General features: G+C 42.5%; 10 protein-coding genes. 6 read left to right on the top strand and 4 right to left on the bottom strand.

The features are described from left to right. The first annotated feature begins 114 nt into the window (after positions 1 to 114). Positions 115 to 1,131, top strand: coding sequence for a ferrochelatase (gene hemH, locus CLV57_RS04935; protein WP_100341314.1), 1,017 nt, complete (start codon positions 115 to 117; stop codon positions 1,129 to 1,131). A gap of 95 nt (positions 1,132 to 1,226) precedes the next feature. On the opposite strand, the gene CLV57_RS04930 is transcribed toward hemH, so the two are convergent. From CLV57_RS04930 to ftcD, 3 genes are all read right to left on the bottom strand, one after another. Beyond that, on the bottom strand, positions 1,227 to 3,116 hold the full coding sequence (locus CLV57_RS04930; RefSeq protein WP_100340218.1) for a DNA topoisomerase IV subunit B: 1,890 nt from the start codon (positions 3,114 to 3,116) through the stop codon (positions 1,227 to 1,229). Positions 3,117 to 3,210: 94 nt separating this feature from the next. Continuing rightward, positions 3,211 to 3,804: a hypothetical protein gene (locus CLV57_RS04925; protein WP_157799069.1), complete on the bottom strand. Its 594-nt coding sequence runs from the start codon at positions 3,802 to 3,804 to the stop codon at positions 3,211 to 3,213. 175 nt (positions 3,805 to 3,979) lie between these two features. Beyond that, a complete protein-coding gene (ftcD, locus tag CLV57_RS04920) occupies positions 3,980 to 5,002 on the bottom strand; it encodes a glutamate formimidoyltransferase (RefSeq protein ID WP_100340216.1) in 1,023 nt (340 codons plus the stop codon). Positions 5,003 to 5,245: 243 nt separating this feature from the next. Between ftcD and CLV57_RS04915 the strand changes: the two genes are divergently transcribed. The 3 genes from CLV57_RS04915 (at position 5,246) to CLV57_RS04905 (ending at position 10,228) form a co-directional block, all read left to right on the top strand. Further along, positions 5,246 to 7,393 (top strand): carboxy terminal-processing peptidase, encoded by a 2,148-nt coding sequence (locus CLV57_RS04915; RefSeq protein WP_100340215.1) that lies wholly within the window; start codon positions 5,246 to 5,248, stop codon positions 7,391 to 7,393. A 163-nt stretch (positions 7,394 to 7,556) separates the two neighbouring features. After that, complete coding sequence (locus tag CLV57_RS04910) at positions 7,557 to 8,612, top strand: ligase-associated DNA damage response exonuclease (RefSeq protein WP_100340214.1); 1,056 nt, start codon at positions 7,557 to 7,559, stop codon at positions 8,610 to 8,612. Then, entirely contained in the window at positions 8,609 to 10,228 is a 1,620-nt protein-coding gene (locus CLV57_RS04905) for an ATP-dependent DNA ligase (RefSeq protein WP_100340213.1), read from the top strand. The genes CLV57_RS04910 and CLV57_RS04905 overlap by 4 nt, the downstream gene beginning before the upstream one ends. A gap of 56 nt (positions 10,229 to 10,284) precedes the next feature. Here CLV57_RS04905 and CLV57_RS04900 read toward each other — a convergent pair whose 3' ends face one another. Beyond that, positions 10,285 to 10,695 (bottom strand): hypothetical protein, encoded by a 411-nt coding sequence (locus CLV57_RS04900; RefSeq protein ID WP_211290025.1) that lies wholly within the window; start codon positions 10,693 to 10,695, stop codon positions 10,285 to 10,287. A 202-nt stretch (positions 10,696 to 10,897) separates the two neighbouring features. On the opposite strand from CLV57_RS04900, the gene CLV57_RS18310 reads away from it, so the two are divergent. Next, on the top strand, positions 10,898 to 11,110 hold the full coding sequence (locus CLV57_RS18310; RefSeq protein WP_157799068.1) for a hypothetical protein: 213 nt from the start codon (positions 10,898 to 10,900) through the stop codon (positions 11,108 to 11,110). 182 nt (positions 11,111 to 11,292) lie between these two features. Then, positions 11,293 to 12,525: a cystathionine gamma-synthase family protein gene (locus tag CLV57_RS04895; RefSeq protein ID WP_100340212.1), complete on the top strand. Its 1,233-nt coding sequence runs from the start codon at positions 11,293 to 11,295 to the stop codon at positions 12,523 to 12,525. Positions 12,526 to 12,560: the final 35 nt, after the last annotated feature.

Here is a 12,560-nt window from a genome sequence, read left to right as displayed (position 1 = left end):
GGCCTTAAATATTGTTACACAAATTTGTAATTGCAGCTGCTTTTAGTTTTTAATTATTGTGTAATAAAACCAGGGCTTTACAAGGAAGGGCCTTTTTTTACTATTTTTGCGCCCATGGCAAAAAAAGGCATATTACTGGTTAATCTTGGCACACCCGACAGTCCCTCAACTGCCGATGTACGCAAATATTTAGATGAATTTTTGATGGATGGACGGGTGATAGACGTTAATCCTGTTCTGCGCAATATTTTGGTTAGGGGTATCATTGTTCCTTTCCGCGCGCCAAAATCTGCCAAATTGTATAAAGAGATCTGGGACAAAGAAACAGGCTCTCCTTTGTTGCACTACAGCATTTTGCAGCACAAAGCTTTGTCTGAGCGTTTGGGAGATGAATACCAGGTTGAACTGGCTATGCGTTACCAAAGCCCGTCAATTGATTCGGCATTAGAAAAATTCAAGAAGAATTTGGTGTCGGACATTAAGGTTATTCCATTATTCCCGCAATATGCCTCTGCAAGTACGGGGTCTGTACATGATAAGGTAATGAAAATAGTAAGCGAATGGCAAACTATCCCGAACATCAGCTTTATCAACTCGTTTCATGATGATGACCTGATGATCTCTGTTTTTGCTCAAAATGCCTTAAAATATCAGCCCGAAACGTATGATCATATATTATTCAGCTTTCACGGCCTTCCGCAGCGCCAGTTAATGAAATGCGACCATACCGGCAGCTATTGCCTAAAGGTTGATGGTTGCTGCAACACGCTAAATGATACTAATAAGTTTTGCTATTCGGCTCAAAGCTATGATACTGCAAGGCTAATAGCCGCGCAAATGAATTTAGCAAGAGAGAATTATACAGTTTGTTTTCAATCGCGCCTGGGTAACGATCCATGGGTACAGCCTTACACCAGCCAGGTAATTGAACATTTGGCTAAAGAGGGCAAAAAACGTCTGTTAGTGCTTTGCCCTGCCTTTGTGGCCGATTGCCTTGAAACAGTTTATGAAGTAACTGAAGAATACGGTGCTGAATTTAAAGCCCTTGGCGGCGAGCATGTGCAATTGGTAGAAAGCCTTAACGATTCGCCCGTGTTCATTGACGCTTTGGAGCGTATGGCGAGAGGGTAAGAATATCGAACACCGAATTTCGAACATCGAATGATGAAGGGTTAGTTTTACTACTTCTATATTCGGTGTTCGAAATCCGATATTCATTATTCCCTTTATACCGCTATCGGTAATTCCTCTTCTTTAGCAGCGACTAACGGGTTAACCGTTTCATCATCTTTCTCAACCCTTAAGTTTCCAATAATGTGTTGTTGACGGGCCGGTGTATTTTTGCCCATAAAGTATTCCAGCAAGCCTTTTATATTGGCATCTTTCAGAATAACCGGGTCAAGACGCATATCCTTGCCTATAAAAAGACCAAACTCTTCAGGAGATATCTCTCCCAAACCCTTAAAGCGGGTTATCTCCGGCTTGTTACCCAATTTGGCAATGGCGTTGCGGCGCTCTTCATCGCTGTAGCAATAAATAGTTTCCTTTTTATTACGCACACGGAACAATGGTGTTTGCAAGATAGATACGTGTCCGGCCTTCACCAGGTCAGGAAAGAACTGCAAAAAAAAGGTCATTAAAAGTAGCCTGATGTGCATACCGTCTACATCGGCATCAGTAGCTATTACAATGTTATTGTAGCGCAAATTATCAACGCCGTCTTCAATATTGAGGGCGTGTTGCAGCAGGTTAAACTCTTCATTCTCATAAACCACTTTTTTGGTTAAACCAAAGCAGTTAAGTGGCTTACCTTTTAAGCTAAATACCGCCTGCGTCATTACATCGCGCGATTTGGTGATAGAGCCGGATGCAGAATCACCCTCGGTGATGAATAAAGTGGTATCCTGCTTGCGTTCATGGGTATCGTCAAAATGCACCTTGCAGTCGCGCAGTTTACGGTTATGTAATGATGCTTTTTTGGCGCGCTCGTTAGCCAGTTTTTTAATACCGGCTATATCCTTACGCTCGCGTTCAGATTGTAAAATACGGGCCTTTAAGGCATCTGCCGTAGCGGGGTTTCTGTGCAGGTAGTTATCAAGTTCCTTCTTAACAAAGTCGCCCACAAATGTGCGTACAGACGGGCCTTCGGGACCAACATTCTGTGAGCCCAGCTTGGTTTTTGTTTGCGATTCAAACACAGGCTCCTGCACCTTAACGGCTATTGCAGCTACAATTGACGCGCGTATATCGGCTGCATCATAATCTTTATCATAAAACTCGCGTATGGTTTTTACTACCGCCTCGCGGAAGGCGGCCTGATGCGTGCCACCCTGCGTAGTGTGTTGCCCGTTAACAAACGAATAGTATTCTTCTCCGTACTGCTGCCCGTGCGTCATGGCTATTTCAATATCATCTCCTTTAAGATGAATAACAGGATAGCGCAAGGTCTCGGAGTTGTTGGTTTTTTTGGTTAAAAGGTCAAATAACCCTCGTTCTGAAAAATATTTTTGGTTATTAAAGTTGATGGTCAGACCAGAGTTAAGGTAAACATAGTTCCATATCATGTTCTCAATAAACTCCGGTATAAAACGGTAATGCCTGAAGATGGAATCGTCTGGATAAAAGTTTATAGCGGTGCCGTTACGCTGGGAAGTTTCCTTTTCTGCTTCATCACGCACCAATTCGCCTTTAGCAAACTCAGCAATTTTTGTGCGGCCATCACGATAGGATTGAACAGTGAACGAGGTTGACAAAGCATTTACCGCCTTGGTACCCACACCGTTTAACCCTACTGATTTTTGAAAGGCCTTGCTATCATATTTACCACCTGTGTTAATTTTCGATACGCAATCAATTACCTTACCCAGTGGTATACCTCTGCCGTAGTCTCGCACGGCAACTTTATGGTCGCTTATGGTAATATCTATCGTTTTACCCGCTCCCATTACAAACTCATCTATTGAGTTGTCAACTATTTCCTTCAGCAATACATAAATACCATCGTCGTAAGCAGAGCCGTCGCCCAGTTTACCAATGTACATGCCCGGTCGCAGGCGAATGTGCTCTTTCCAATCAAGCGACCGTATACTATCTTCACTATAATTAACCTCAGCCATATGCAGATATAAAAATAAAGGCACGCAATGCGCGCAAAGCAAAAATAAAATTTAGAGGATGAACGCGGGCGTTAAAAAAGCTAACTTTTCAACATTATTTTTCAGCCTTTTCCTGAGCTTTGAATTTCATGCAGTCACTGGCTTCAAACATGTTTTTAAAAAACTCAGGGCCTCTATCGTTACTTAAACAAACCGCTAAAATGCTACCGGCATTAAATTTTGCCATGGTTATTAACAAAGCGTATTTGTAATGTTTGGTTACCGGCGAGTCACTCAGGTTAACCAGATAGGTTTTTCCAACATTGGCGTTGTAACGGTTCAACAGCGTTTCGGGTATTTGGCGGGTGAGCCATTCATTATCATTAGTGAAAACACCAGCCTGCTGTTTTATAATATAGGCATAAGCCGAATCAGGATTTACACGCAAGCGGTTCTCATTCAAAAGCTGCTTGTTGTCTTTAACGGAGTTTACCCTGAACCATATCTCAAAGTCCTTGCCTGGCAATTCCATTGCATAATTGAACTTTAGATTTCGGGTGTTAACCGCCTTTATCTCTTTAAAACCTTCCGGAAAAATAAATGAAATGCCAACCTTGTTAAGTGTTTTTTGAAAAGCTTTATACTGATTACCATTATCTAAACTGGTTCCTTGTGCAAAAACGCAGGCGGCGGTGCACGTTAATGCCATCAAAATAATAAAACTTATAGTTTTAAACAGGGTTTTGTTCATCGGTTACACCGCAAAAGTATCAGGTTGTGCGGATATTCCATTAATTATTAAATGTAATATTTAGTATAAATATAAAAATTAAATAATACGAATAATTTTAAACTAAAATGATAGTCGGATTGATATAAAATTGTTACTTATTCAATTCTGAAAGCAGATAATCCAATATACGCTTTTGGGGTTCAAAACGTTTTAAAGCGGCTAAACCAAGGCCGTCAACCGCCGCATCAACCAGCTGATCTTCATTCATTATGGTGAGACCACCTTTATCGGCATAATATCTTCCGGCAGCTAACACTGCGCTAAGCGGGATCAGTCCAATCAATTCGCTACCTGTAACTTTAATTCCATGTGCTTCCGCACATTTCACTACAGTTTCAAAAACCTTGTGTATGGGTGCAAGTTCCATATCTGTAATATTAGTTGATACCTGGGCGCAACTGTATTCCTTCATGTACCAGCCAATTGCCTTAACGCCTTTCAACAAACCCGGAACACGTTGCTTTGCGCCATTGCCATCCAAAACTAACCGTCCCGACTCTCTCACATCTGCAGCTATTTCTGCCGCTACGTCAACTGAAACGGTGCTCAGGTTAACGTTATACGCTATTAAAAAATTGCGTGCGCCTATTACAGTAGCCCCTCTTTTGGCATCCATTTGCAGCGGACCGTAATCGGGCTGCCAGCCGGCTTGCTTTATTTTTTCAAAAAAACCCTCATACTCTCCCGAGCGGATAATTGATAAATTACTTCGCTTTTTATCCGCCTGCGAATGTTCATACAGATAAACAGGTATACCTAACTCCTGGCCCACCCTTGCAGCAAGTTGTTTAGCATACGCATCTACTTCAGTTAAAGTAATATTACTAACCGGTATAAGCGGGCAAACATCTGTTGCCCCCATTCGCGGGTGCTCCCCCTTTTGTGAACGCATATCTATCACCTCTCCCGCTATTTTTATAGCGTTAAAGGCAGCTTCAACAACGGCGTGCGGTTCGCCGGCAAAAGTTATAACCGTTCTGTTGGCATCATGGCCAGGGTCAATATTTAATAGTTTAACACCAAATACTTCAGTGATCCCTGCAGCTATCCTATCTATTTTATCCTGATCTATGCCCTCGCTAAAATTTGGCACACATTCTATTATCTGTTTCATTACAGCGTGCAATTTAACGGTTTAGTGTAACATGTGTTGTGTGTTTTAGCTCTATATAACCATAAAGTAAAAAACATGTTGTTATGCTGAAATAGTAAAACATTATTGTAATATTGTTATTTCTCAAAAAGAGACAGGGCAATATCTACTGTCTCTTTTTGTTTATAAATTAATAGCCCATTATACGGCATAAGTATTGTATTGATGTTTCGTTTAGTTCCTGATTTTAAGACTACAAAGGATATGTTTAAGAGATTTTATTTTGTTTTGGTACTGGGCGCCGCGCTGGCTTGTAACGCTGCTCCTTCAAAACCTGTTAAGGTAGATGGTTCGCTCAACCTGGAGCCTACCGAGCAACAAAGCACGGCAGTTAAAGCAGTGGCATCACTCATATCCGGATATAATTATAAAAAAGTGCCTTTAAATGATTCGCTGTCGGCTATTATATATGATAGATTTTTAAAGAGCCTTGACGATAACCGTAATTATTTACTGGCTTCGGATATTGCCGACTTTAACAAGTTTAAAACCAAATTGGATGATGATATAAAAAGCGGCAATCTTGCCAGTGTATTTTACATGTTCAATGTATATCAAAAAAGATATAATGAGCGCATGGATTATTCAATAGCACAACTAAGCAAAGACTTTGATTTTAACAAAGACGACTCTTTTGCTTATGACCGTGAGAAACTGCCATGGGCTTCGCAAGCCGAATTAGACACCTATTGGAGCAAACGCGTTAAGTATGACTTGGTTAACCTGCAATTAGCTAAGGCTGATGTAGCTAAAAACAAAGAAACCTTAAAGAAACGGTATGAAACACAACTGGCTCAAAATAAGAAGTTAGAAAGCGACGATGTTTTCCAACTTTTTATGGATGATTTTACCGAAGCTATTGACCCACACACCAATTACTTTAACCCATTCAACAAGGCGCAGTTCAAAATGGAAATGTCGCGGTCATTAGAGGGTATAGGTGCTACGCTTGAATCTAAAAACGAATACATCAGCATAGCCAGCCTGGTTCCCGGCGGCCCTGCAGATAAAAGTCGCCAGGTTAATGTGGGCGATCGTATTGTGGCAGTGGCACAAGGCAAAACAGGCGAGTTTCAGGACATTGTAGGCTGGCGTACAGATAACGCTATCAAATTGATTAGAGGCGATAAAGGCACACTTGTTCGCTTAAAGTTATTGCCTCAGGGGAAAGCAGCTTCTGATCCGACAAAAATTGTGGAGATCATCAGGGAGAAGATCGTTCTGAAAGACCAGTTGGCTAAAAGTGAAGTACGCACCTATCAACAAAACGGCAAAAGCTATAAAATTGGCATCATAAATATTCCTGCTTTTTATGTTGATTTTGACGCGGCAAAAGCAGGTGCTACCAATTACCAAAGCACTACCCGCGATGTGAAAAAGATATTAGACTCATTACAAACCCAAAAAGTTGATGGTGTGGTGATTGATCTTCGCCAAAACGGTGGTGGCTCATTAACCGAAGCTATTTCACTTACGGGCTTGTTTATTAAAACCGGTCCGGTTGTGCAGGTACGCGATACCGAGAATAAAATAGAAGTTGATAAAGATGAAGATCCAGATATTACCTATGCTGGACCGTTAGCCGTTATGGTTGACCGCTTCAGCGCTTCAGCATCTGAGATCTTTGCCGGAGCTATTCAGGATTATGGCCGCGGTGTAATAGTAGGCACGCAAACGTTTGGTAAAGGTACTGTACAAACTCAAATTGATCTTGACAGGTATATAGCCTCATCATTAGGCAGTCGCATTGCTTCTATGGCACGTTCTGTAACGGGTAAGGCAGGTACCACAGGTAACGAAGGTGGTTACGGTCAGCTCAATCTTACCATAGCTAAGTTTTACCGTATAAGCGGTAGCTCAACCCAGCACCGTGGCGTTTTGCCTGATATTACTTTTCCTTCAATTATTCCGCTTGACAAATATGGCGAAGACACCGACCCTTCAGCGTTACCATTCGATGTAATTGCTAAAAGCCAGTACAACAAGGTAAGTGATGTTAGCACTGTGGTTCCTCAGTTAAAACAAATGCATGATGCACGCATGAAAAACAGCGCTGTGTATAAAAACATATTAGCTGACATTGCTGATTACAAAAAAGCCGATGCAGAAAAAACGGTAGTTTTGAACCTGCAAAAGTTAAAAGCACAACGCGATGAGCAGGAGCAGCAATCATTAGACAGGACCAATGCCCTGCGTGTTGCTATGGGTTACCCGGCGTTGAAAAAAGGCGATGCCAAACCAAAGAAAGAAGATCTGGATGCGTTGAAAGTTGAAGCAGGTCAAATTTTGGTTGATTATATTGGTGTTGCTGATAAAGTTGCCAGGGTTAACAAAACATCATCATCTTTTTAAAAACAAATAATAATGATATTAAGCCTTTCCTTAACCGGGAAAGGCTTTTTTTTTGAAAAACGATAGCTGATCAGTAACACTTTAGGGGGATTGGCGCCTATATCAATTTTACCACTCCCCGCTCTCATTTGAAACCAATTGCTTAAAACATGGTTGTTTTATTATGAGTAAAAAACCGTTGATAGAATTTACTGATAACGGCATTTATTGCCCCCAAGGTAAGTTTTACATTGACCCCTGGAAACCCGTTGATGATGCCGTAATAACCCACGCCCACAGCGACCACGCGCGTTGGGGGAGCAAGCGTTATCTGGCTCATCACCTGTCAAAAGAGGTATTGCTCTACCGCCTTGGCGACATTAGTTTACAAACCATTGAGTATGGCGAGAAGGTGTTAATGAACGGTGTGGAAATAAGCATGTATCCCGCAGGGCATGTTATTGGCTCCGCACAAATTAGGGTTGAATATAAAGGAGAAGTTTGGGTAATATCCGGCGACTACAAAACTGAAGACGACGGCGTTTGCGCGCCCTTCGAGCCGGTAAAGTGCCATCACTTTATATCTGAATGTACCTTTGGCATGCCGGTTTTTCAATGGAAGCCCCAGCAACAACTGTTTGAGGATGTGAATAACTGGTGGAGGCACAACGCCGCAAATAATTTAGCTACAGTAATAGTAGGCTACTCGTTAGGGAAAGCCCAACGCATTCTGCAAAACCTTGACCTTTCTATTGGTAAGGTGTATACACACGGCGTTATAGAAAACACCAATGAGGCGCTGCGTCGAAACGGTATCATACTAAATGAGACCCACCGCATCACACCCGAAACACCAAAGGAAGACGCCCGCAAAGGAATAATATTAGCGCCCCCATCAGCAGTTGGCACGCCTTGGATGCGAAAGTTCGGGCCCTACAGTTTTGGCTATTGCTCGGGCTGGATGGCATTGCGTGGTGCGAAGCGCCGCCGCGCTGCCGATCGCGGTTTTATATTATCAGACCATGCCGACTGGAACGGCCTTGTGAGCGCTATTGATGCAACGGGCTGTGAAAAAGTTTACCTCACCCACGGCTATACAGCCTCCTTCGCCAGGTATTTATCAGAAATTGGTTTTGACGCGCATGAAGTGCATACATTATTTGGCGATGATGAAGCTGTTGCGCCTTCCGACAATAGCGAAGATGCCATAGGTATAAATCCACAGGAGGCCAACATATGAAGGCATTTGCGCAACTCTTTCTCTCCTTAGATGAGACCAACAAAACCAACCAAAAGGTGCAGGTTTTGAAAGATTACCTTAACTGCGTGCCCGACTCTGACAAGATGCACATGCTGGCATTGTTCACCGGGCGTAAGCCAAAGCGCGTTATCAACGCCACACAGATACGTACCTGGGCTAATGCTGTTACCGGAATACCTGTTTGGTTGTTTGAAGAAAGTTACCATATAGTAGGCGACCTTGCCGAAACGATGGCGCTTTTGCTACCTCAGGACACCGTGAGCAGCACTGATAAAACCCTAACCGACTGGATGGCGGAACTAAACAGCTTAGCCAGTAAAACCGAGGAAGAACGCAAACTATGGCTAACCGACTCGTGGGCAATATTAGATACGCAGGAGCGCTTTGTTTTTAACAAGTTGCTTACCGGAAGCTTCCGGGTGGGTGTATCGCAAAACCTGGTAATTAAGGCGTTGGCAGATATTTCTGGTTTGGACGCGGCCACGCTTACCCACCGCATAATGGGCAACTGGATGCCCGAGACCTACTCTTACGAACAGCTAACGCAAAAAGAGGGGGCATCGGATGACATATCGCGCCCCTACCCTTTCTTTCTGGCTTACCCCATACAGGAAACGTCAGATAAACAACGCTCGGCTGATGAGTTAAAAGTAACCTTAGGCAATGCTGCAGAGTGGCAGGCCGAATGGAAGTGGGATGGTATACGCGCGCAGCTAATTAAGCGCGACGGCCAGATATTTATATGGAGTCGTGGAGAAGAACTGGCGACAGAGAAATTCCCGGAGTTGCATCCCTTTTTGAATGACTTGCCTGACGGCACTGTGTTGGATGGTGAGATACTCAGTTTCCGTGAGGGGCTGCCGTTGCCATTCAATGTACTTCAAACGCGCATCGGCAGAAAAAATCTGAGTAAGAAAATACTGGAGGAAAGTCCGGTGGCTTTGATAGCTTATGATTGCCTGGAGTATAACGGAGAAGACATCCGGTATAAAACACAAAGTGAGCGGCGTGTTTTATTAGAAGGATTACAGCGGTATACCGATCACCCGGAGATATTCCGGATCTCCGCGTTAATTGATTTCAATAGTTGGGACGAGCTGGCTAAAATAAGAGAGCAATCGCGCGCTAAAATTGCTGAAGGTATTATGCTGAAGCGCAAAAGCGCCACCTACCAGGTAGGCCGGCGAAGAGGCGACTGGTGGAAGTGGAAAATAGATCCGCTATCTGTTGATGCGGTAATGATTTACGCGCAAAAGGGGCACGGCCGCAGGGCCGACCTGTATACCGATTATACTTTTGCTGTTTGGGATGGCGACAAATTAGTGCCATTCGCTAAAGCGTATTCCGGACTGACAGACGCTGAAATAAACAAGGTTGATTACTTTGTAAAACGCAACACGCTCGAAAAATTTGGCCCTGTACGCACAGTAAAACCCGAGTTGGTATTCGAGATAGGCTTTGAGGGTATCAATCGTTCTACGCGTCACAAATCAGGCATAGCGTTGAGATTTCCGCGCATTCTGCGCTGGCGGCATGACAAGCCTAAGGAAGAAGCCGACACCCTTGAAAACCTGAAGGCTCTTTTAGGTGACTAACACATAAATGAATTATGAACACCGAGTTAAACTTCATAAACCGGTTCATAATCGATTTATTTTTCTTCTTCAATTACTAACGGCGGATTGGTTATAGCTATCTCATTAACCACATCGTAAACTTCAACTTCATCCGGGTGTTTTGGCTTCCATAGTGCATAATAATAGGCCAGACTAAACACACCTAACAAAAATGGGATCAGTGTTAAATGTCTGAAAGTTATATCGCCAAAAACCTTATTGCCATCAACTTCTAAAAACTCGGTCAACATCCAGTATGAGTTGGCAAATATCCAAAAGGTAATGGCCAGGTTATGGGTCAGTTCGGCCATCATATGCCGGGTACGCCAGGCAATAACTATAGCTACAATGAGTGTTGGAAAGATCATCACTATGCCTAAGGGCTTCCAAAGAAGACACCAACCTATATCCTTCAACAGCCAAAAAACGATGTGAAGGTTTTCCATTTTGCGGTACTTGAGTGGTATTGTATAGACAGACATGGGTACTAAAATACGCAAAATTTTGAACTGAATTTGATCTGTAATTCATACTTAATTAACCCAAATTTCAAGCTGTTTACATTGTATTTACAATATTTTAAAACCAAAACAATAACTATTGGTTTATTCCTTCACTACTATTAACCTATGAGAATTTATATTAGCTATGAAAACAATTATTCTATTTACAATGTACTGCATTCCGGTAGCTTGTATCATCATGTCTTATTTCTTTTCAGTTCAAAATCGCAAATTGCAAGGGTCGGGTAAAATACCCAACATCATTAGTACTGAAAATAAAAAACAGTTCTTCCTGTTTTTATCCGTTGTATTCGCATTGGGATTATTCTTTTACCAAGGCATCCAATACACGTCTTAAAATTAAAAAAACGCCTGCCATAAAATTTACCTCTACTTTAAATTTTATGGCGGGCTTTTTTCTTAACCCATCACAGTAATCAATATTTTTCGGTGGTTAAAGCCTAATCCTCCTATCCGTTAAAATTTGCCTTAAAAAATTGGTAAGTTCGCAGTTCTCATACCGTGATAACGAATAAGATAATGACAACGAAAAGAGGCTTCACTACTACCCTACTCCATTCAGACCGTTTACAAAAACCAGAGCATGGTGCTTTGCATAAACCTATACATACATCAGTAACTTTTGGTTACGATGATGTTCAGGATCTGGTTGATGTATTTCAAAACAAAACAAGCGGTTACGCTTACTCCCGGCAGGGCAGCCCAACTGTTAACGCCCTTGAGTATAAGGTAACACAAATGGAAAAAGGCTTTGCTTCCGTCTGTTTTGCAACCGGCATGGCAGGTATAGCATCAACAATATTAGCTTTAATAAAACAAGGCGATCATATTGTGGCCAGTTCATACCTGTTTGGCAATACGCGCAGCGTTTTCCAATCGTACATGGATATGGGCCTGGATGTAACTTTTGTTGACGCTACAGATGTTGCCAATGTTGAAAGCGCTTTAAAACCAAATACCCGCATGGTGTTTGTTGAAACCATTGCCAACCCCGCCACTCAAATAGCAGATTTGGAAGCCATTGGTAAACTTTGCGAGCAAAAGCGTATATTATATATGGTAGACAACACCATGACCACCCCTTACCTGTTTAATCCTGCTGATGTTAAAGCGAGCCTGGTAGCCAACTCGTTGACCAAAAATATAGGAGGCCATGGCAATGCTTTGGGTGGTTGTATAACCGATACAGGCTTATTTGACTGGGGCAGCTATCCTAATATTTACGACGTTTATAAGAAAGGCGATGTTAAGAAATGGGGCATCACCCAGATCAGGAAAAAAGGCTTGCGGGATGCGGGCGGCACTATGGCTCCTGAGGCTGCGCATTATATATCAATAGGTGCCGAGACGCTGGCTCTGCGTATGGACCGTTCAACGGCTAATGCTATGGCACTGGCAACTTACTTTGAAGCGCATCCTAACATTAAAAAGGTATTTTATCCGGGATTGGAAAACCATTCGCAGCATAATAGAGCTAAAAAGCTTTTTAAAGGTTTTGGAACTTTACTGAGTATTGAACTGGTGGAAAGTATGGATTGCTTCGCGTTTTTAAACGCGCTGCAGCTTGTTGTAAAATCAAGTAACCTTGGTGATACGCGCACGCTTTCTATACCTGTTGCACACACCATATTTAATGAGTTAGGTAAAGAGAAAAGGGCCGAAATGGGTATATCAGATAATATGATCCGCCTTTCAATTGGAATTGAAGATAAAGACGATCTGATTGCCGATTTTGCTGCTGCACTGGGATAACCGATGCATTAAAAGCCGGCTGTTATTCCAAAATT

Source organism: Mucilaginibacter auburnensis, assembly GCF_002797815.1.
Lineage (GTDB): Bacteria > Bacteroidota > Bacteroidia > Sphingobacteriales > Sphingobacteriaceae > Mucilaginibacter > Mucilaginibacter auburnensis.
Note: the sequence above shows the minus strand (reverse complement) of the source record. Positions and strands in the feature narration are given on the sequence as shown.